Origin of the sequence: Prescottella sp. D32, from assembly GCF_037287305.1 — a bacterium.
In the GTDB taxonomy this organism is placed as follows: domain Bacteria; phylum Actinomycetota; class Actinomycetes; order Mycobacteriales; family Mycobacteriaceae; genus Prescottella; species Prescottella equi.
Genome location: NZ_JARBSW010000001.1, coordinates 26,613 through 47,877, shown reverse-complemented (window position 1 = coordinate 47,877; position 21,265 = coordinate 26,613). Strand labels below are relative to the sequence as shown.

The following is a 21,265-nucleotide window of genomic DNA, read 5'->3' as shown; positions in this document are numbered from 1 at the left end:
TAGGGTCGGGCATGGCCTCGGCTGCGTCCAGTTCGCAGACCGTGACGACCAGCAACATCACCGCCACCAAGACAGTTACGCCGGCCGCCGCTTTGCCCGGCCAGACCGTCGAGGTGAAGGTTCGACTCGATGCGAGCGGCACCGACCGGTATATGCAGGACTACACCGACTACGCCCCAGCGGACTACGTGCTGCAGTCGGTGGCTGCGCGGGTCTGGCGGAGCGGTCCGACGCTGGGTGACTGGAACAAGGGCGGCCAATACGATGGCACGCCCACGCAGGACGCGTCGGGTGCTGTGAAGCTCAGCTGGCTCAGTGGGGGCGACTGTGCTGGTGCCGCCTGCAAATTGGTGCTGCTGGACAAGGGTGCCGACCTCACATTTACCTACAAGGTTCGCGAAGACGCGTCGATCGGCGCTCGACAGGCCGGAATGACGTTCAACGTCTATTCGTTCAGTACTGAGCAGTCCTGGAGGCCGCTCAACGGCCTGGCCCTCTCGGTAGCGCCGTTCACCACGACGACCTCCGTACCGGCTATCGAGCCCGTCACCGAGGGTGACACCGCGACGCTGAAGGCCGCAGTGACGCCCGCGTCCGCCACGGGAAACGTTCAGTTCCGCGACGGCGGTGTGGATATCGGTGTGCCCGTGCCGGTCTCGAACGGGCAGGCACAGTTACCCCACGCCTTCGACGCAGTCGGCAGCCATGACATCTCGGCGGTCTTCACCGGCACCGGACAGTACGCCGGCTCCGTGTCAGGCACGACGTCTCTTCAGGTGACCGAGCTCCCGACGCTCGACACGGCTACGACGCTGCAGGCGCCGCCCTCCGCAGTGCAGGGTGCCCCCACCACATTGACGGCGTGGCTCGATCCAGCGCAGGCGGCGGGAACCGTGCAGTTCAAGGAGAATGGATCACCGATCGGTACGCCGGCGACGGTCAGTGGCGGTACGGCACAGCTGTCGTATACGTTCACTCAGCTCGGAAGTCGCAGCATCACAGCCGAGTTCGTGGGCGGGAAGGGCTTCGCGAATTCGGTATCCCAGCCTCGTTCGATCTTCGTGAGCGCGCCTGTTCCCCAGGACGTCACGACCACCACCACGCTCATCGTCCCGCCGACCGCGCAGACCGGCCAGCAGATCACGTTGACGGCGAATCTGGATCCGTCCAACGCCGCCGGCTCGGTGCAGTTCAAGGACGGCGCCACCAACATCGGTGGACCGGTGGCCGTAGTGAACGGTACGGCGACTGCACAGACCTCGTTCACGACAGCGGGCAGCCACAGCATCACCGCGGTCTTCACCGGAAGCACCGGCTTCAAGAGCTCGACGTCGTCGGCGCAGACGGTGACCGTCAGCGCACCGGTGGTCCAGACGTCGCTGACGCTGTCGGCGCCGTCGGACGCACAGACCGGGGCCGCGATCACCTTCACCGCGGCGGTGACGCCCGCCAACGCGGCCGGCACCGTGCAATTCACGGTCGACGGCAACAACATCGGGGGAGGCGTCACCATCTCGAACGGTGTTGCCACGCTGCCGTACACGTTCTCCGCTGCGGGTGTACACAGCGTCGGCGCCTCGTTCGCCGGCGCGGCGGGCTTCACGAACTCGTCGGCCACGTCGCGGACGGTCCAGGTGTCCGTCCCGACCCCGGCGGACATCGTCACGACGACGGCCGTGACCGTGCCGTCGACGGCCACCGTGGGACAGCCGGTGACGCTGTCGGCGGAGGTGTCGGGCGGAACGAATCTGCCTGGCACGGTGCAGTTCTTCGACGGTGACGTCCCGATCAGCGGCAACGTCGACCTCGTCGAGGGTGTCGCGACGGCTCAGCACACCTTCGCTACGGACGGCGCGCACGCGATCACCGCGCGCTACTCGGGTGGCCAGGGTGCCAAGGCGTCGGCCTCGCCGGTGCAGTCCGTCCAGGTGTCCCCGGTCGACAACGGCGGTGACGGTGGCGGCACCGGCAGCCTGGGCTCGCTCGGGAACCTCTCCGGTTCCCTGAGTGGCGTGGGGCGTTCGGGCTTCGGGTCCTGATCGGCGACCCGAGCCGACAGCCGACGAGACCCCCGACCGTCAGGTCGGGGGTCTCGTGCGTGTTGTGCCGGATCGAACGGTTTTCCCACCTCGTCCCGGCTCGCGTCGATACAGTGTGAGCGCACATCACTCGTCGGGGCAGTCGGGGTGAAGCGTGGCAGGCGCGTTCGCAGTCGGGATGCGTCGGCCGAGTTCGGCAAACGTGTTCTCCTGAGCGCGGTTCCGGCACGCGTCATCCCCGGTCCGCACTCTCCTGCGACGAGAGGAGTGCCAGTGACCCGATCCTTCACGCGACGACTGGTGTCGACAGTCATGGCAGGGGCTATGGCTGCCAGCGCCGTAGCCGCCGGCCAGGTCCTGTGGGGAGCCGGAAGCGCTTCGGCTGCAACGGTGTCGCAAACCGTCACGACCGACAACATCATCGCCACCAAGACGGTGAGCCCTGCCGTCGCGCATCCAGGTGAGACCGTCACGTCCACCATCACGTTCAAGACGTCGTCCGGGTTGTTGAGCGTGGACCGGTATCTGGAGAACCTGACCGACTTCCCGCCCGCCGGCTACGTGTTCCAGGGCGTGAGCGGCAACGTGTGGCGGGGCGCCGGGGCGAACCTGAACGGTCCGTCCCTGTACGACGGTGCCGCCGTGCAGAATCCGACCAACGGCTCCGTGACGATCAAGTGGACGGACGCCACCCTCGCACTGGGCCTCATACCGGGGCAGGGCAACGGCAGCAAGAACCCGACGCTCACGTTCACCTACAAGGTCGCGGACAACGCTCAACCCGGACCACGCTCCACCGGAATGGGCTTCGACATCTTTGCGTTCTCGAGCTATCAAGCCTTCAACCCGATGTCGAACCTGGCCGTCTCGGTCGAGCCGGTCGTCACGTCGACCACAGTGACAGCTCCGGCCACTGCGGTCGCCGGAACGCCGGTGACGCTGACTGCCGGCGTGACACCGCCGACCGCCACCGGTTCCGTCCAGTTCCGCGACAACGGGACCAACATCGGCGCCCCGGTCCAGGTGTCCGGTGGACAGGCCCAGATGTCGTACAGCTTCCCGGCTGCCGGCTCGCGCAACGTCACGGCGGTGTTCACCGGCACAACGACTTTCGCGAACTCGACATCGCAGCCACGAACGGTCTCGGTGACAGCGGCGGATGTCCAGACCACGACGACGCTCACCGCGCCGAGCGACGCCAAGACCGATACGTCGGTGCTGCTGTCCGCAACGGTCGCACCGTTGAATGCGGCGGGAACGGTGCAGTTCCGCGACAACGGCGCCGACATCGGTGGACCGGTCCCGGTGTCCGGGGGTGTCGCGAGTCTGCAACACACCTTCCCGACGGTGGGCTCGCACAGCGTCGTCGCGGTGTTCACCGCCGCAAGCGGCTTCGTCGGGTCGACGTCGCCCGCACGCACCGTCGTCGTGACCGCACCGACACCCGACGACGTCGCGACATCGACGACGCTCTCCGTGCCGACATCCGCAACAGTCGGCCTGCCGGTGCAACTGTCGGCGCAGGTCTCGGGGCCCGCGACGTTGCCGGGCACGGTGCAGTTCTACGACGGGGCGACGCCGATCGGGACTCCGCAGACAGTGTCGGGCGGCGCGGCCGCGTTGACCTACACCTTCCCGACGCCGGGAGTGCGCGACGTCAGGGCCGTCTACTCCGGGGGCCCCGGAGTGATCGGGTCCTCGTCGGCGCCCCAGACGATCCAGGTGACCGGGTCGGACACCGGTGGGGGCGACGGCGGTACCGGCAGTGCCGGATCGCTCGGCGGCGGCGCACCGATGTTCGGGTCCTGATCCGCTGATCGCGACCACGGTCCCCCGCCGCACCACGGTGGGGGACCGCGGTCGTGTCCGGGCCGTGGCCGACGACGCGAAGTGCGCCCGGCCACACCGCGCCGACTACGCTGCACACTGTGGAACCCTTCTACCGAACGATCATCGGCGTCGCCCGCACAGTGTTCGCAGGCCAGGGACTGAAATTCACCGTCACCGGCGAGCAGCACATCCCCGCGACCGGGGGCGCGGTGATCGCGATCAACCACACCGGCTACATGGACTTCACCTACGCCGGGCTGCCCGCCCGCGCCGTCAAGCGGTACATCCGCTTCATGGCGAAGAACGAGGTGTTCGTCAACAAGGTGTCCGGCCCGATGATGCGGGCCATGAAGCACATTCCCGTGGACCGGGCCGCCGGTGCCGACTCGTACCGCGCAGCCGTGCAGGCGCTGCGGGACGGCGAACTCGTCGGCGTGTTCCCGGAGGCGACGATCAGCCGCAGCTTCGAGCTCAAGGAGTTCAAGTCCGGCGCGGCGCGCATGGCCCTCGAGTCCGGCACCCCCATCGTGCCGATGGTGATCTGGGGTTCGCAGCGGGTGTGGACGAAGGGCTTCCCGAAGCGTCTGGGCCGGACGAACACCCCCATCTCGATCGCGGTCGGCGAGCCGATCGCGCCGTTCGAACCTGCGTCGGAGATGACGGCGTTGCTGCATTCGCGGATGGAGGAACTGCTCCGCGGCGTGCAGGCGAACTACGAGCACCCGGCCGGTGAGTACTGGGTGCCCGCCCGGCTCGGCGGCGGCGCCCCGACGCTCGAGGAGGCCAACCGGATGGATGCGGAGGAGGCCGAGGCCAAGGCTGCGGCCCGCCGCGCCAAGGAGTCCGGCGGGGCGTAGATCGGCGGCCGGCCCGGTGAGTTAGGGCTCACCGGGCGTACGGAGGGGCCGATTGTCACCGGAACGGGGCAGAATGGCCCGGTGTCCACCGAACTGCCCAGCCTCGTCGCCAGCGATGTCGACGGCACCCTGATCGACGACGACGAACGCGTGACCGCGCGCACCCGCGCCGCCGTACGGGCCGTCGTCGAATCCGGAACGCCTTTCGTCCTGGCCACCGGACGACCGCCGCGCTGGCTCGCCCCGGTGGTCGACGGGCTCGGGTTCGCTCCCCTCGCGGTGTGCGCGAACGGCGCGGTGCTCTACGACGCCGCCACCGACCGGGTCCTCAGTGCGTCGACCCTGTCGGTGGAGACCCTCGCGTGGCTGGCCGATCTCGTCGACTACGAACTGCCCCGGGCCGGGCTCGCGGCCGAACGCATCGGTACCAGCGCGCACGACACGGCCACCGCGCAGTTCGTCAGCGCGCCGGGCTACGAACATGCCTGGCTCAACCCCGAGCACACGGAGATGGCGCCCGAGGATCTGCTGTCCGCGCCGGCCGTGAAGATGCTCATCCGCCTGCCCGGAGCGAGCAGCGCCGACATGGCCGCCAAGCTGCGTCCGTTGGTGGGGGAGAGGGCCGATCTCACCTACTCGACGAACAACGGCCTGATCGAGGTGTCGGCGCCGGGGGTGACCAAGGCGTCGGGACTGAAACTGATGGCGCAGCACGTCGACGTACTCCACGACCGCATCGTCGCGTTCGGCGACATGCCCAACGACATCCCGATGCTGGCGATGGCCGGTCACGGTGTCGCGGTCGAGAACGCACACCCCGAGGCGAAGGCGGCGGCCGACGAGGTCACCGCCACGAACTCGGACGACGGCGTCGCCCGGGTGCTCGAAAGGCTTTGGCGGAGCTGAGTTCCCGCTCCCCGCGAGAACGAAAAAGGCCTGCCCTCCACGAATCCGTGGAGGGCAGACCTTTTGCGTGGGACGGTCAGTTGATAGCGACCGGAGCCTCGGACACCGCGTCCGCCGGAGCGGGAGCGGGGGCCGCAGCCGGAGCTGCCGCGTCGTTCATGATCGTGGTGACCTGGCCGGTGACCTCGTCGAAGATCATCGAGCCGCGCTCGAAGTCGGAGCGCTTGCCGCCGTCCACCGAGTACTCGTCGCTGATCGGCAGGCCGATGTCGCTCATCACGCCCCCGGCTGCGGTCCACTGCTCGAAGATCTTGCCGATCATCGTGACCACGCCGCCCAGCGGCGAAGTGAAGATGCCGCCGTTCTGGAAGAACGCGTAGAGCTGGCCGGTGGCCGTGGTCAGCAGACCGGTGATCGCGTCGCCGACCATGCTGCGGTTACCGCCCATCGCGAGCCACTGGCGCGCGATCGGGTTGGAGTCGGCGATCGACAGGATGCCGTTCACCACTGCCGGGATCTGCGCATTGAGGTCGAGCGACCCGACCGGGTTGGCGCCACCGTTGTTGCCGCCGCCGTTGCTGGGGTTGGTCGGCGGCGTGCTGCCGCCACCACCGGTGTTGCCGCCGTAGTTGGCTGCGGCGATGTTTCGGATCTGGTCCATCTGGGCGTACGCGGCGCTACCGGGGCACTCGGTGTAGCCGACGTCGCGGTGGGCGAAGATCGTCGGCAGGACCACACGCTGCCCCAGCGGGTACTTCGAGTACTGCGTGCCCTCGGAGTACATGGTGACCTGGCCCTTGGGGTTCAGGTTCGCGAGCTTGAGCCGCCAGCCCAGGTACTTGCCGACCGACTCGATCGTCGCCGCCGGCGCCGGCTCGTTCACGAAGTTGCCCATCATGGCGATACCGACGGTGTTCTCGTTGAAGCCACCGGCGTGCGCGCCCTGGACGGGACGGTCGAGGCCTCCGAAGCGACCCTCGAAGATCTGACCGAAGCGGTCGACCAGCACGTTGTAGCCGATGTCGCACCAGCCGAGCGACTGCGCGTGGTAGGCGTAGATGCCGCGCACGATGCCCGCGGACTGCTCACGCGTGTAGTTGTTGGTCTCGGCGGTGTGGTGCACCGTCGCGCCACCGGTGGAGTCGTCGTAGGTCGGGTTCTGGCAGCGGATGCCCTCGTTCGCGCCCCACGCCTTGCGGGAGATGATGTTGACGCCGTTCACCGAGGTCGGGGTGGCGATGTCGGCGAGGTTCGCATCCTGCGGTCCGCTACCCGGATTGATCAGCACAGCCGCGACGTCGTTCGCGGTGAGCGTCGCCTGTCGCAGCGGCTTCGACACCGCGGCCGGGGTGTAACCGAGCGGCTGGGTTGCGTCGGATTCCTCCTGCGGTGCAGGCGCTTCGGCGGCCGGCGCTTCCGGAGCCTCGGCAGCACCCGGAGCGCGGAGTGCCGGATCGGTGGGATCCGTACCGGCGGGCGCCTCGGCGGTGCCTGCAGCGCCCGCCGCGCCGTCCTTCGGGGTCACGAGGATCTGCACGGCGTTCGTGTCGCCGACGAAAACCGGCTCGGTGCCCTGCTTGCCGTTGCTGCTGCCGTCGATGAGATCCGGCGTGATCCACTCGCCCCACGAGCCGTCTGCGAGCTTCGCGCGCAGCTGGGTGACCGACGACTGGAGATCGGCAGCGGTGACGCCGACCATCGAGAACGGCGTGTCCTGCGTGACCTCCTTGACCGTCGCACCGAGGGTCTCCGGGGAGACCTCGCCCGGTGCGGGGGCAGCGATGTCGCCGGGAGCGGTCGACGGCGCCGTGGGCGGTGCCAGCGGCGTCAGCGACGGAAGCGTGAGCGTCCCACCACCCGGCAGGGGGATCTCGTGCGGGAGCGGCAGGTCACCGAGGCGCAGGTCGGGCAGGTCCAGGCCCGTCAGTTCCTTCAGCGGGATGACGATGTCCGGAACGGACGCGAGAACGACTTCCGCGATCTGCGTCTCGATCGTCGGGGCCGAATCGCTCGCCGAGAGGACGTCCGAAGGCTCGCTGTTCAGTGCCTGGACAGCGAACGGGGTGGCGACGGCGACTGCTGCGACTGCGGCCAGGACTATCGAGTTCTTCGGTCGACGGTGCGGCAAGGCGAATCTCCTCGTGGTAATGCGCGGGGTGTCTTCGTGCGCTGCGAGCGACCTCTCGGCCGGCCGATTCCGGGCGGTTCGGTTTCGGACTGAATCCTGGGGGCTCCCCCGGGAGGAAGTCCACAGTTCATCCGAGGATGTCTGCAACTTGTGATGCAGATGTTACTGCTGTGACTGAAGTTACTTCAGTGGCGGATGTTGCCAACAGCAGTCACAGTTGCCACACTAGTCGCAACATCCATAACGCTCAACCTTAGCTTGAGCCTTTTGATGACTGTGCAGGTCGGGGCTGCTTCGCTCCCGTTCCATCGCCCGTTCCGGACTTCGCACAGGCCCGCACGACCCCCAGAACCCAGTGATGAGGAGCGAGCCTATGGCGACCCCCCGCCTTCGCATTTCCGCAGATCGTGTCCTGCGTCGCCGACGTCCGGGCAGGCGCCCGTCGCGTTCCGTGGGGCGCCTCGCCGCCCTCGGCCTGGTGCCGGCCCTCGCCGTGGGCGCCGCGGTCGCGCTGACGGTCGTCGATCGCGGCCCGGACTCGGAGATCGCGCCCGTCGTCGCCGCCGATACGCCCGTCACCCTGTACGGGCACGGCTACGGGCACGGCCGCGGCATGGGGCAGTACGGCGCCTACGGCTACGCGAAGAACTTCGGGTGGACCGCCGAACGCATCGTCGGGCACTACTACGGCAACACCCAGCTCGGTCAGGTGGCCGATCCCTTCGTCGCGGTACGTCTGATCGGCCGTGACGACAAGCGCCTCGACGTCTACGCGCAGGCCGGTCTCAACGTCGCGGGCCGGTACTTCGGGCCGAACTCGGCCGCGCACCTCGTCCCGACGCCCGGCGGTGCCGACGTCACCGTCACCGAAGGGTGCACCGGCCGGGAAATCTGGCGGGGCTCCACCAACCATCCCTGGGTCGACCCGGTCAACCTCGGCGCCAACCGTCCGGCCAACGAGCATCTGCGCCTGTGCGACGGCAACGTCCCGTATCGCGGCGCGATGAACGCCACCCGGGACGGCAACGGCGCCTGGCGCACCGTGAACCGTGTGCTGATGGAGGACTATCTCTACAGTGTCGTTCCCTCCGAGTCGATCCCGTCGTGGGCCGACTCCGGTGGCAGGGAGGCGCTGCGGGCGCAGGCCATCGCGGCGCGCTCGTACGCCGCGGCCGAGCGCCGCTACGGCTACGCGCAGACCTGCGACACCCAGTCCTGCCAGGTCTACCGCGGATCGTCCAACGAGGACTGGCGGACCACCGAAGCCGTCCGCACCACGAGCGGAACCGTCATCAAGCGCGGCAACCAGATCATGGCGGCCGAGTTCTCGTCGTCCTCGGGCGGATTCACCGCCGGCGGCGTCTTCCCGGCCGTCGTCGACGAGGGTGACGTCGTCTCACCGAACCGCAACTGGCAGCAGACCGTCACCGCCGGAGCCATCGCGAACGCGTACGGCGTCGGCGAGCTGATCTCCTTCGACGTCATCGGTCGCAACAACCTCGGCGCCGACGGCGGTCGCGTCACCCGCGTCAAGGTGGTGGGAACGGCCCGCACCGTCGAGGGTTCGGGCGACGAGGCCAGGTGGAAGCTCGGGCTCAAGTCGGACTGGTTCACCGTCGGTGGCCCCGGCGCGCCCGGGCCGATCCCGGGCCTGCCGCTCCCGCCGGGCTCGCTCGAGTCGCTGCCGCTGCCGGAGTTGCCGCCGCTGCCCGAGATCACCCCGGGGTCGGTGGAGTCGCTCCTGCCGCCGCTGCCCCCGTTGCCCCCGCTGCCGCCGGGCTCGGCCGCACCCCTCCCGTTCGCTGCTGCAGCGGGTGACGCGATCGCCGAACCCATCGCTGCTCCCGTGGAGCAAGCTGCCGCCCCGGCGGAGGAGTCGCCCATCGACGCCAAGTACCGGGAACTCGGCGGCGCGGCCGGCACGCTGGGTGAACCGACGGGACCCGAGCTGATGCTGGTCGACGAATCGGGCAAGTTCCGGACCTACGCGGGCGGCACCATCGTGTGGACGCCCACGCTCGGCACGCGGGTCGTCGACTCGAGTGTCGTCGTGCAGCCGGCGCCGGCGGAAACGGACGTCGTCGCCGGATAGGAAATCCGCAGGACCCGAGAAGGGGCAGGGCCACCGCACAGCGCGGTGGCCCTGCCCCTTTTCTCGTCGAGCGGGGAATTCCCCTTGACCTTGACGCTGCGTCAACCTGCAGGCTGGTGGTACCGACGCACCGAGGAGGCGACATGAAGCGGACCGGAGAGTGGTCGATCCAGCAGCTCGCGCGGATCACCGGGACCACGAGCCGGACGCTGCGGCACTACGACAGCATCGGTCTGCTCGCCCCCAGCCGGATCGGGACGGGCGGCTACCGCCACTACGACCAGGCGGCGCTGGTGCGACTGCAGCGGATCCTGCTGCTCCGCGATCTGGGGCTGGGGCTGACCGCGATCGCCGAGGTGCTGGCAGGAGACATGGACACCCTGTCCGCGCTCACGACGCACCTGGAACTGCTCGAGGAGGAGCAGGAGCGACTGCGGCGCCGCATCGCGTCGGTGCGAACCACGCTGGACAGGACGAGAAGAGGAGAGCCACTGATGGCCGAGGAGATGTTCGACGGATTCGACCACACGCGCTACGAGGAAGAAGTGGTCGAACGGTGGGGCCGGGACGCCTACGACCGCGGCGACCGCTGGTGGCGGACCCTGTCGGATGCCGACAAGACCGGCTTCCAGCAGGACCAACTGGACATCGCCGCCGAGTTCGGGCGAGCGCACGCGGCCGGCCTCGCACCCGACTCAGCCGAGGTGCTGGCGATCACCCGACGGCACTACGAGTGGGTCGCGGCAGGCTGGCAGGACCGGCGTCCCACCGCCGACGCCTTCGCGGGCCTGGGGGAGATGTACGTGTCCGATCCGCGGTTCGCGAAGCACTACGACCGGCACGGCCCAGGCACCGCCGAGTTCGTACGGGACGCGATGCTCGCGTTCGGGGTGGCCCTGTAGGCGCTCCGCGCCCGTGCGCCTTTTCGGTGGTTCGCGCCACCGGAAAGGCGCACAGGCGACGGAGTCGCCTACCCTGTTTTCCGTGACTGCCCAAAACGCGCCCCAGCCGTCCGCAGGTCAGTACGACCTCATCATCGTCGGATCCGGATTCTTCGGACTGACGATCGCCGAAAGGGCCGCGACGCAGCTCGGTAAGCGCGTGCTCGTGGTCGAGCGCCGGCACCACCTCGGCGGCAACGCCTACTCCGAGGCGGAGCCCGAGACCGGCATCGAGATCCACAAGTACGGCGCCCACCTGTTCCACACGTCCAACAAGCGGGTGTGGGACTACGTGAACCAGTTCACCGAGTTCACCGGCTACCAGCACCGCGTCTTCGCGATGCACAAGGGCCAGGCCTACCAGTTCCCGCTGGGCCTGGGCCTGGTCTCGCAGTTCTTCGGCCGGTACTTCAGCCCGGACGAGGCCCGAGCGCTCATCGCCGAGCAGGCCGCCGAGTTCGACGTCAAGGAAGCGGCGAACCTCGAAGAGAAGGGGATCGCGCTGATCGGCCGCCCCCTGTACGAGGCGTTCGTGCGCGACTACACGGCCAAGCAGTGGCAGACCGATCCGAAGAACCTGCCCGCCGGCAACATCAGCCGCCTGCCCGTCCGGTACACGTTCGACAACCGCTACTTCAACGACACCTACGAGGGTCTGCCCGTCGACGGCTACACCGCGTGGCTCGAGAACATGGCGAAGGACGACAAGATCGAGGTCCGGCTGGACACCGACTGGTTCGACGTCCGCGACGACATCCGCGCCGCCAGCCCCGACGCCCCGGTCGTGTACACCGGACCGTTGGACCGCTACTTCGACTACGCCGAGGGCGAGCTGGGCTGGCGCACCCTCGACTTCGAGACCGAGGTCCTGCCGACCGGCGACTTCCAGGGCACCCCGGTCATGAACTACAACGACGCCGACGTGCCGTTCACCCGCATCCACGAGTTCCGCCACTTCCACCCGGAGCGGGACTACCCCACGGACAAGACGGTCATCATGCGCGAGTTCTCCCGGTTCGCGGAGAACGGCGACGAGCCGTACTACCCGATCAACACCCCCGAGGACCGGGCCAAGCTCGAGGCCTACCGGGTGCGCGCCAAGGCCGAGGCCGCGGAGTCGAAGGTCCTGTTCGGCGGACGCCTGGGCACCTACCAGTACCTCGACATGCACATGGCCATCGCCAGCGCGCTGTCGATGTTCGACAACACGCTGCGGCCGCACCTCGAGTCCGGCGCGCCGCTGGCCGGAGAGCTCGCGTGAGTGCGCTGCTCCAGCGGGTCCTGCTGCCCAGGCCCGGCGAGCCGCTCGACGTCCGCAGCCTCTACGCCGAGGAGTCGACGACCAATGCCCGGCGGGCGCACGCGACGTCGCGCACGTCGCTGTCGATCGGTGCCGAGTCCGAGGTGTCGTTCTGCAGCTACTTCAATGCGTTCCCGGCCAGCTACTGGCGTCGGTGGACGGTGCTCGAGTCCGTCCTGCTGCGGCTGGAGCTGAACGGGCACTGCCGCGTCGACGTCTACCGCTCCAAGGCGGACGGCTCGCGAATCCACGTGGAGGGCAAGGAGTTCCGCGAAGGCACGCTCGAGTTCGAGGTGGATCTGGGCCCGTTCGAGGACGGCGGTTGGATCTGGTTCGACATCACCACCGACACCGAGGTGGAACTGATCGGCGCCGGTTGGCACGCACCGGTGGACGCTCCCGGTGAGGGGCGCGTCGCCGTCGGTATCCCCACGTTCAACCGCCCCACCGACGCCGTCAAGGCGCTCGCCGCGCTGGCGTCCGACCCGCTCGTGCTCGACGTGATCGACGCCGTCATCATGCCGGACCAGGGCACCCGCAAGGTGCGCGACGAACCCGGTTTCGCGGAGGCCGCGGCGATCCTCGGGGACCGCCTGGCCATCCACGACCAGGGCAACCTCGGCGGTTCCGGTGGCTACAGCCGCATCATGTACGAGGCGCTGAAGACGACCGACAGCCCGTACATCCTGTTCATGGACGACGACATCGAGATCGAGCCGGATTCGATCCTGCGCGCGCTCGCGATGTCGCGGTTCGCGAAGAGCCCGATGCTCGTCGGCGGTCAGATGCTCAACCTGCAGGAGCGCAGCCACCTGCACACCATGGGCGAGGTCATCGACCGCTCCGTCACGATGTGGGCCGGAGCGCCGAACGCCGAGTACGACCACGACTTCTCCCGGTATCCGCTCAGCGACCGCGAGCACTCGAAGAACCTGCACCGCCGGATCGATGTCGACGGCAACGGCTGGTGGATGTGCATGATTCCGCGCGTGTGCGCGGAGGAGATCGGGCTCCCGATGCCGCTCTTCATCAAGTGGGACGACTGGGAGTACGCGCTGCGCGCCCATCGCGCCGGCTACCCCACGGTCACGGTGCCCGGCATCGCGATCTGGCACATGGCGTGGAGCGACAAGGACGACGCCATCGACTGGCAGGCGTACTTCCACCTCCGGAACCGCCTCGTCGTCGCCGCGCTGCACATGCCGGACAGCATCACCGGCCTGGTCCGCCACACGGTCAAGGCCACCGTCAAGCATCTGATGTGCCTCGAGTACTCGACGGTCGCGATCCAGAACCTCGCGATCGAGGACTTCCTCGCCGGGCCCGAGCACGTTGCCGACCTGCTGCCCACCGCGCTGGGCACCGTCCACGCGCTCCGCAAGCAGTACCCCGACGCCGTGGTGCTGCCGTCGTCGACCAGCCTGCCCGAGCCCTCGCAGGCCGACGTCGGCGACGTCGGCCTGCCCACGGGCAAGGTGGCCATCGCCACCCGCCTGGTCAAGGGTTTGGTCCACAACGTCAAGAAGACCAAGCGTGAGCACCTCGACACGCCGCAGCTGAACGTCCCGACGCTCGACGCCCGCTGGTTCCTGCTGTCGCAGGTCGACGGTGTCACCGTCACCACGGCCGACGGTCGTGGCGTCGTCTACCGCAAGCGAGACCCCAAGGTTGCCGCGCGCCTGTTCAAGGAGGCGCTGCGCCTGCGCCGGGAACTGGCCGAGCGGTTCCCCGAGCTCGCCCGTGAGTACCGTGCCGCAGCGCCGGACCTGACCAGCAAGGAAAGGTGGGAACGTGTCTTCGGCATCTGAGGTCCGGATCCTGCAGACCGTCCAGGGCACCATCGGCGCCGCGCCGGCGGTCGTCAAGGCCGCGCGGGGCATGTCGCACTTCGGTGAGCACGCCCTCGGCTGGGTCGCCGTCGCCGGTGTCGGCGCCGCGCTCGACAAGCCGCGCCGCCGCCGCTGGGCAGGTGTCGCCGTCGGCGCCCTCGGTGCGCACGCGGCGTCGATCGCCATCAAGCGCGTCGTCCGCCGTCCCCGCCCGAACGACCCGTCCGTCCAGGTCAACGTGTCGACGCCGAGCAAGCTGAGCTTCCCGTCGTCGCACGCCACGTCCACGACCGCGGCGGCAGTGCTGCTCGGCCGGCTCACCGGGCTACCCTTGCCTGCGGTACTGATCCCGCCGATGCTGCTCTCACGCCTCGTTCTCGGAGTGCACTACCCGACCGACGTGCTCGCGGGGTCGGCACTCGGCGCCGTGTCCGCGGCTGCCGTGCTGCGGGCCGAGCAGAAGTTTGGAGTGAAATGAGCGAGGAGCCTGCAGTCGTCACCGGGCCCCCGAAGACCCTGGCCGGCGGCATCGTCAAAGCCGTCCGCCCGCGTCAGTGGGTCAAGAACGTGCTCGTCCTCGCCGCGCCTCTCGCGGCCGGGTCCGTCACCGAAGCCGACGTGCTGTTGCCGGTCGCGCTCGCGTTCGTCGTGTTCTGCATGGCCGCGTCCGGCATCTATCTCGTCAACGACGCAATGGACGTCGAGGCCGACCGCGCGCACCCGACCAAGCGTTACCGGCCCATCGCGGCCGGTGTGCTGCCGGTCAACATGGCGTACGCCATGGCGGTCGTGCTGCTCGCCGGCTCGATCCTGCTGTCGTTCGTCGCGAACTGGCAGTTGGCCGTGGTCATGGCCGTGTACATCGGGATCCAGCTGGCGTACTGCTTCGGGCTCAAGCACCAGGCCGTGCTCGACATCTGCATCGTCTCGTCCGGCTTCCTGCTGCGCGCGATCGCCGGTGGCGTCGCCGCCGAGATCCCGTTGTCGCAGTGGTTCCTGCTGATCATGGCGTTCGGTTCGCTGTTCATGGCGGCCGGCAAGCGGTACGCCGAGCTGCAGCTCGCGGAGCGCACCGGTGCGAAGATCCGCAAGTCGCTCGAGTACTACACCGGCACCTACCTGCGGTTCGTGTGGACGTTGTCCGCGACCGCGGTCGTGATCTGCTACGGCCTGTGGGCGTTCGAGCAGGATCGCGCCAACGACACCAACTGGTTCGCCATCTCGATGGTGCCCTTCACGATCGCGATCCTCCGCTACGCGGTCGACGTCGACGGTGGCGAGGCGGGCGAACCGGAAGAAATTGCACTGGGTGACCGGGTGCTCCAGTTCCTCGCGATTGCCTGGATCGGAGTAGTAGGTGTTGCTGTCTACCTCGTCTGAGCCGACTTCTGCCGCCGACGAGACCGACACCGAGTCGCGCCCCCTGGGGGAGCGGATCTCGCGTGCGGTCTTCGTCGGCGGTGTCGCGCTGACGGCGCTCCTCTTCGCGTGGGGGGCGTGGCAGCGACGGTGGATCGCCGACGACGGGCTGATCGTGCTGCGCACGGTCCGCAATCTGCTGGCCGGCAACGGCCCCGTGTTCAACGCGGGCGAGCGGGTCGAGGCGAACACCAGCACGTTGTGGACGTACCTCGTCTACGTCGTCGGATGGGTGACCCAGGCTCGGCTCGAATACGTGGTGCTCGGCATCGCGCTCGTGCTCTCCACATCGGCGATCGTGCTGGCGATGGTCACGGCGCGGCGGCTCTACCGGGGCAGGATGTCCGGCCCCACCGTGCTGCTGCCTGCCGGCGCGCTGGTCTACATCGCGCTGGTCCCCGCGCGTGACTTCGCAACGTCCGGGCTGGAAACCTGCCTGGTCATCTTCTGGATCGCCCTGCTGTCGCTGTTGCTGTTGCGGTGGGCGCAGGCGTCCGCGCCGTCGACGTCGTCGATCCTGGTGCTGGCCTTCGTCGCCGGACTGGCACCGCTGGTTCGGCCGGAGATGGCGTTGCTCGGTGCCGGGGCGCTCCTGATGGTGCTACTGGCCACCGGCATGAGCCCACGGCTCAGGGTGGCCGTGATCGTCGTCGCCGGTGCGGTGCCGGTGGCGTACCAGATCTTCCGCATGGGTTACTACGGGCTGCCCTACCCGAACACCGCGGTGACGAAGGAAGCCGGCGGCTCCAAGTGGGGCAAGGGCTTCGAATACCTGCAGAACCTGGTCGACCCCTACAAGCTGTGGGTCCCGATCCTGCTCCTGTGCGTCGCCGGGCTCGTCGTCTGGCTCCTGCGCCGTCCGGTCCCCTCCCGGCAGCCCGCCGCCCCCGATTCTGCGCACTCCTCGCGCGTGCACCGGTTCCGGACCTGGCTGCGCAGTCCCGGTGCCGCGGTGGCTTTCATGCTCGGCAGTGGGATCGTGTCCGCGGCGTACTCGATTCGCGTCGGTGGCGACTTCATGCACGGCCGGACGCTGCTGCCCGCCCTCTTCTGCCTACTGCTCCCCGTTGCCGTCGTGCCGGTGCGACTTCCGACCCGCCGCGATCGGGAGGACCGCCGCGCGATGATCGTCGGTGTCGTGTCGCTGGCGACGTGGGCGGGCGTCGTCGGATGGGCGCTGTGGGCGGCGAACTCCGACGGCATGCCGAACGGCACCGTCGTGGGCCGCAACGGAATCGTCGACGAGCGGGCGTTCTACTCGCTCGAAACCGGCCACGCGCACCCCATCCGCGCCGAGGACTACCTCGACTTCCCGCGGGTCCGGGCCATCGCCGAGTCGATCGCCGCCAGCCCCAACGGCGGCGTCGTCATCTCCGCCGGCAACCACGACTTCATGTACGTCGTTCCGCCCCCGGGTGTGCCGCCGGAGGGCGGCGCCGGGCACACCGTCTTCTTCCCGATGCTGGGGATGGCGTCGATGAACACCTCGCTCGACGTGCGGGTTCTCGACAACATCGGCCTGGCGAACCCGATTGCGGCGCACACCGATCGAATCGAGGACGGGCGCATCGGTCACGACAAGGATCTCGCGCCGGACTGGATCGTCGCCGACGCCGGCATGGTCGGACTGCACCCGTGGATCCCGCCGTTCATGGACGAGCGCTGGGTGGCCGACGCCCGGGTGGCACTGACCTGCCCGCAGACCCAGGACCTGCTCGCCTCGTACCGGGCGGACCTGACGTGGGCGCGATTCAAGCAGAACCTCCGCCGGTCGTTCGAGTTCGCCGACTACCGGATCGACCGGGTGCCGGCCTACGAGATCCAGCGGTGCGGTCTCGAGGTTCCGCAGCCCTGATCGCCGCCGACCGTCGTGTCGGACCAGCGGATTTGTCTCTTTTGTGTAACGCCGAGCCCACCGGAGTCGATGATCATCCAGTGGCGCGACGGCGGCATCGGATGCCGCCGTTGTCGTTTCGAGGGCATTTGTCTATGTGCACCGCGTGACATAAAGTCCTCCGAGCGCAGTGTGACCTGAAACAGGATCGTTATCTCCCTTGCGGTGGTGCGGCCCTGCTTCCCCGACGGAATCGGGTCGGCACGCTCCTCGAGCGGTGCCGCGGACGAAGACGAAGAGAGAGCAGTATCCATGCGTTTTGATCGACAGAGGCTTACCCGGCGCCTCAAGCAGCGCCTGCTCGGTGTGTCCGCCGCAGCGCTGGTCCTGCCGGTGGTTGCCGGAATCGCCGGCACGGCCGTCGCAACGGCAGCGCCTGCCGTGCACCGTGCCCCGGCCGGCGGATACGAGGAAGTCTTCGTCGACTCGAGCATGGGCCCGATCAAGGTTCAGATCCAGTGGGCCGCACGGGGTGGCGACGCTGCCCTCTACCTGCTCGACGGCCTGCGGGCCCGCGACGACGCGAACGCGTGGACCTTCGAGACCAACGCGCTCGAGCAGTACCGCCTCGACAACCTCACTCTCGTGATGCCGGTCGGCGGACAGTCGAGCTTCTACACGGACTGGTACGCGCCCAGCAACTTCAACGGGCAGAAGATCACCTACAAGTGGGAGACGTTCCTGACCGAGGAACTTCCCGCCTACCTCGAGACCCGTGGCGTCTCGCGGACCAACAACGGCGTCCTCGGACTCTCGATGGGTGGCTCGGCGGCCCTCACTCTCGCTGCGTACCACCGCGATCAGTTCAAGTTCGCCGGCTCGCTCTCCGGTTACCTGCACATCTCGGCGCCCGGCATGCGTGAGGCGATCCGCATCGCGATGCTCGACGCGGGCCGCTACAACGTCGACTCGATGTGGGGTCCGCCGTGGAGCCCGAACTGGCTGCGCAACGACCCGTTCGTGTTCGCGCCCAAGCTCGAGGGCCTGTCGATGTACATCTCGGCCGCCAGTGGCCTGCCGGGCAAGTACGACAACCCGAAGAAGGCGATCGACTACTACAACGCCGCGAACGCGATGGGCCTGGAGGCGCTGTCGCTGGTCAACACTCGCGCCTTCCAGCTCAAGCTCGCCTCGCTGAAGATCCCCGCGACCTACAGCTTCCCGGCCAACGGCACCCACGCGTGGGGCTACTGGTCCGAGGAACTGTGGAAGGCCCGCGGCCAGATCCTGAACACTCTGAACGCGTGGTGACATCCCATGACGTGACGTGAGACGCCTTCCCCCGCACAGCTCGTGCGGGGGAAGGCGTCCCGCGTTCGGGCGCAGGTGACTGCGCCCGGCCCGGATCGAAAAATTCACTTACCGCCCCAGCGAGGCAACCCCGCATCGTCCCTTCCGCCGTGTAGTAAGGAAGCGACGTTCTCGGCCCCGAGGGGCGCCCGCCACGACGAAGGAGAGTTGTCCCCATGCGATCAGGTCTCGAGCGGTCGTCGTACCGCGCCGGCACCGAAGGTAGGTGGCGAAGGAGGGCGCTCAGCGTCGCCGCAGCCGCGCTTGTCATGCCGATCGCGGCGGGCATCACCTCGGTCGGTACCGCCGGTGCACAGTCCCTCGGCACCCCCGGTGGCACCGCCACCGTGCAGGCGGGTGCGCCGGGAACCATCAGCAAGGTCGACTGGCTCACCGACCGTCGCGTCGCGGTGTGGGTGAACTCGCCGTCGATGGGTGTCCCGATCCAGGTGCAGCTGCTCCTCGCGCGCGACTGGAACGCCAAGCCCGACGCCAAGTTCCCCGCCGTCTACATGCTCGACGGCATGCGAGCGCGGGACGACGAGAACGGCTGGACGCTCGAGACCGACGCCGAGGCCTTCTACGCGGACAAGAACGTCAACGTCGTGATGCCGATCGGCGGCCAGTCCAGCTTCTACGCCGACTGGCTCGACCAGAACAACGGCCACAACTACCAGTGGGAGACGTTCCTCACCAAGGAACTTCCGCCGATCCTCGAGAACGAGTGGCGCACCACGCAGACGCGTGGCGTCGTCGGTCTGTCGATGGGCGGCACGTCCGCGATGATGCTGTCGGCACGCAACCCCGGCTTCTTCAAGTTCGCGGGCTCGCTGTCGGGCATCCTCACGACCACCACGCTCGGTATGCCGCAGGCCATCTCCTACGCGATGAGCGACGCCGGCGGCTACGACGCCGACGCGATGTGGGGCAACCCCACCAACGACGCGTGGGCCGCCCACGATCCGTACCTGCTGGCCGACAAGCTGAAGGGCATGAGCCTCTACGTCTCCAGCGGTAGTGGCACCACCGGCCCGTACGACCAGCCGTCCGGCATCCCGGGCATCAGCACCAACTACGCGGGTATGGGTCTCGAGATCCTGTCGCGTCTGACGTCGCAGACGTTCACCACCAAGCTGCGCAAGCTGAACATCCCCGCGACGGTCAACTACCGTCCGTCGGGCACGCATTCGTGGCCGTACTGGGAGTTCGAGCTGCACCAGCTGTGGCCCCAGCTCGCCCAGGCGATCGGCGTCGACGCCGACAAGCCGGGCTGCGGCGTGGGCGGTGCGATCGCGCCGGTCGCGAACGGCAACAACTGGCTCGGCGACTGCCTCACCGGCGAGTACTCGGTGCCCGGCGGCGTCGCGCAGGACTTCCGCTTCGGACGCATCTTCTTCTCGCAGGGCTCGGGCGCACAGCCCGTCGCGGGACGTATCGGCGGCGCCTACCAGGGCGCGAACGGACCGGGCGGCGCGCTCGGGTTCCCGACCACCCCGGAGAACGGCACCCCCGACGGCCGCGGCCGCTTCAACCACTTCCAGAAGGGCTCGATCTACTGGACGCCGCAGACCGGCGCCCACGCGGTGAGCGGCCCGATCAGGGACGAGTGGGTCAAGCAGGGCTACGAGACGGGCCCGCTCGGTTACCCGAGGGCCGACCAGAAGAAGCTGCAGGGCAAGGACGGCCTGGTCCAGGACTTCGAGATCGGTTCGATGTACTGGAGCGAGCCGACGGGTACGCACTCGGTCCAGGGTCTGATCATCAAGAAGTACGGCGAACTCGGCTGGGAGGGCGGCTGGCTCGGTCTGCCGCTGACCAATGAGATCGGTATCCGGGACTTCGGCGCCTTCAACCGCTTCCAGGGCGGCAACATCTACTGGAGCCCGGCGAGCGGTGCCTGGTCGGTGAAGAACGGCCCGATCTTCGACGCCTGGGCGAAGGAGAATTACGAGAACGGACGACTGGGCTACCCGATCAGCGACCAGTTCGACGTTCCGGGCGGCGTGCAGCAGAAGTTCCAGCACGGCGTCATCACCGTCAAGGACGGAAAGGCGACCATCGCCTGACGATGGTCCGACTACGCGCGGGGCGGTGACCGGATCGGAGGATCCGGGCGCCGCCCCGCATCGTATGTAGCCTGTTTCAAGACATTGTTTCGACACAGCAAACTCGAGGACTGACATGTCGCACTTCTCCCGTACCCGTTCCGCGCTCGCACGCACCGTCGTGACTAGCGCGCTCGTAGTCGCCGCCGGCGGGCTGCTGGTCGCCTGCGGCGACGACGATTCGTCGGCCACGGGGGAGCCGTCGACCACGTCCGCCGTCGCGTCCACCACCACCAAGGCGCCGTCGAGCAAGACGACGGGTGACGCCGCTACGCCCGCTCCCTCCGGCGGCGGCAGCCAGGCCACCACCGACGCCGTCGAGCAGCAGCAGCCTGTGCCGAGCGGTTTCCCCGGCCCCACCGAGGTGCCGATCGACCCGCGCGGTCAGGCATTCCTGGACGGTCTGAAGAAGGAGGGCATCACGCCCGCCGGTGACGGCCAGATCGCCGTCTCGACCGCCGACTACATCTGTGCCGCGAAGGAACAGGGCAGCTCCAACGAGGAGATCTCCACGTTCGTCACGGCCGCCGTCGGCAGCGAGGCGACCGCGTCGGGCCAGGACATCACGCCCGAGCAGGCCGGCAAGAACGCGGGGATCTACATTCAGGTCGCCCAGGCCGAGTACTGCCGGTAGC

The 21,265-nt window shown here is 68.5% G+C and carries 15 protein-coding genes; 14 read left to right on the top strand and 1 reads right to left on the bottom strand.

Translation table 11 applies throughout. From position 1 onward, the window contains the following. The first annotated feature begins 11 nt into the window (after positions 1-11). From PSS76_RS00155 to PSS76_RS00140, 4 genes are all read left to right on the top strand, one after another. Complete coding sequence (locus tag PSS76_RS00155) at positions 12-2,039, top strand: Ig-like domain-containing protein (protein WP_175279416.1); 2,028 nt, start codon at positions 12-14, stop codon at positions 2,037-2,039. A 390-nt stretch (positions 2,040-2,429) separates the two neighbouring features. Beyond that, the gene (locus PSS76_RS00150; RefSeq protein ID WP_231849547.1) at positions 2,430-3,848 is read left to right on the top strand and encodes an Ig-like domain-containing protein; all 1,419 of its coding nucleotides are present in this window, start codon (positions 2,430-2,432) and stop codon (positions 3,846-3,848) included. Between the two features lie 119 nt (positions 3,849-3,967). Next, positions 3,968-4,726: a lysophospholipid acyltransferase family protein gene (locus tag PSS76_RS00145; RefSeq protein WP_041673746.1), complete on the top strand. Its 759-nt coding sequence runs from the start codon at positions 3,968-3,970 to the stop codon at positions 4,724-4,726. An 81-nt stretch (positions 4,727-4,807) separates the two neighbouring features. After that, complete coding sequence (locus tag PSS76_RS00140; RefSeq protein WP_013414504.1) at positions 4,808-5,632, top strand: Cof-type HAD-IIB family hydrolase; 825 nt, start codon at positions 4,808-4,810, stop codon at positions 5,630-5,632. Positions 5,633-5,708: 76 nt separating this feature from the next. Here the strand turns inward: PSS76_RS00140 and PSS76_RS00135 are convergent, their stop codons facing one another. Beyond that, positions 5,709-7,760, bottom strand: coding sequence for an N-acetylmuramoyl-L-alanine amidase (locus PSS76_RS00135; RefSeq protein WP_069855304.1), 2,052 nt, complete (start codon positions 7,758-7,760; stop codon positions 5,709-5,711). Between the two features lie 373 nt (positions 7,761-8,133). Here PSS76_RS00135 and PSS76_RS00130 point away from each other — a divergent pair, with 373 nt between their 5' ends. The 10 genes from PSS76_RS00130 to PSS76_RS00085 all read left to right on the top strand — a co-directional run bounded on the left by PSS76_RS00130 (position 8,134) and on the right by PSS76_RS00085 (position 21,264). Then, positions 8,134-9,852 (top strand): SpoIID/LytB domain-containing protein, encoded by a 1,719-nt coding sequence (locus PSS76_RS00130; protein ID WP_069855303.1) that lies wholly within the window; start codon positions 8,134-8,136, stop codon positions 9,850-9,852. A 143-nt stretch (positions 9,853-9,995) separates the two neighbouring features. Next, entirely contained in the window at positions 9,996-10,754 is a 759-nt protein-coding gene (locus PSS76_RS00125) for a MerR family transcriptional regulator (protein ID WP_013414507.1), read from the top strand. Between the two features lie 82 nt (positions 10,755-10,836). Further along, positions 10,837-12,054: a UDP-galactopyranose mutase gene (gene glf / locus PSS76_RS00120; RefSeq protein WP_005516324.1), complete on the top strand. Its 1,218-nt coding sequence runs from the start codon at positions 10,837-10,839 to the stop codon at positions 12,052-12,054. Further along, positions 12,051-13,901, top strand: a complete 1,851-nt coding sequence (locus PSS76_RS00115; protein ID WP_337455723.1) for a glycosyltransferase — start codon at positions 12,051-12,053, stop codon at positions 13,899-13,901. Before glf ends, PSS76_RS00115 begins: the two co-directional genes overlap by 4 nt. Then, entirely contained in the window at positions 13,885-14,400 is a 516-nt protein-coding gene (locus PSS76_RS00110) for a phosphatase PAP2 family protein (RefSeq protein ID WP_013414510.1), read from the top strand. The genes PSS76_RS00115 and PSS76_RS00110 overlap by 17 nt, the downstream gene beginning before the upstream one ends. Further along, on the top strand, positions 14,397-15,302 hold the full coding sequence (locus PSS76_RS00105) for a decaprenyl-phosphate phosphoribosyltransferase (RefSeq protein ID WP_005516321.1): 906 nt from the start codon (positions 14,397-14,399) through the stop codon (positions 15,300-15,302). The genes PSS76_RS00110 and PSS76_RS00105 overlap by 4 nt, the downstream gene beginning before the upstream one ends. Beyond that, a complete protein-coding gene (locus tag PSS76_RS00100; RefSeq protein ID WP_337455722.1) occupies positions 15,280-17,196 on the top strand; it encodes an arabinofuranosyltransferase AftB family protein in 1,917 nt (638 codons plus the stop codon). Before PSS76_RS00105 ends, PSS76_RS00100 begins: the two co-directional genes overlap by 23 nt. Before the next feature lie 291 nt (positions 17,197-17,487). Beyond that, positions 17,488-18,486: an alpha/beta hydrolase gene (locus PSS76_RS00095; protein ID WP_005516318.1), complete on the top strand. Its 999-nt coding sequence runs from the start codon at positions 17,488-17,490 to the stop codon at positions 18,484-18,486. 215 nt (positions 18,487-18,701) lie between these two features. Then, complete coding sequence (locus PSS76_RS00090) at positions 18,702-20,591, top strand: alpha/beta hydrolase-fold protein (protein ID WP_013414512.1); 1,890 nt, start codon at positions 18,702-18,704, stop codon at positions 20,589-20,591. A 115-nt stretch (positions 20,592-20,706) separates the two neighbouring features. Then, complete coding sequence (locus tag PSS76_RS00085) at positions 20,707-21,264, top strand: DUF732 domain-containing protein (RefSeq protein WP_013414513.1); 558 nt, start codon at positions 20,707-20,709, stop codon at positions 21,262-21,264. Position 21,265 lies beyond the last annotated feature (1 nt).

Excerpts from the sequence above, each read along its gene's own strand:
- PSS76_RS00155 (WP_175279416.1), top strand. The coding sequence starts at position 12 with ATGGCCTCGGCTGCGTCCAGTTCGCAGACCGTGACGACCAGCAACATC.
- PSS76_RS00130 (WP_069855303.1), top strand. The coding sequence starts at position 8,134 with ATGGCGACCCCCCGCCTTCGCATTTCCGCAGATCGTGTCCTGCGTCGC.
- PSS76_RS00125 (WP_013414507.1), top strand. The coding sequence starts at position 9,996 with ATGAAGCGGACCGGAGAGTGGTCGATCCAGCAGCTCGCGCGGATCACC.
- PSS76_RS00105 (WP_005516321.1), top strand. The coding sequence starts at position 14,397 with ATGAGCGAGGAGCCTGCAGTCGTCACCGGGCCCCCGAAGACCCTGGCC.
- PSS76_RS00095 (WP_005516318.1), top strand. The coding sequence starts at position 17,488 with ATGCGTTTTGATCGACAGAGGCTTACCCGGCGCCTCAAGCAGCGCCTG.
- PSS76_RS00090 (WP_013414512.1), top strand. The coding sequence starts at position 18,702 with ATGCGATCAGGTCTCGAGCGGTCGTCGTACCGCGCCGGCACCGAAGGT.
- PSS76_RS00085 (WP_013414513.1), top strand. The coding sequence starts at position 20,707 with ATGTCGCACTTCTCCCGTACCCGTTCCGCGCTCGCACGCACCGTCGTG.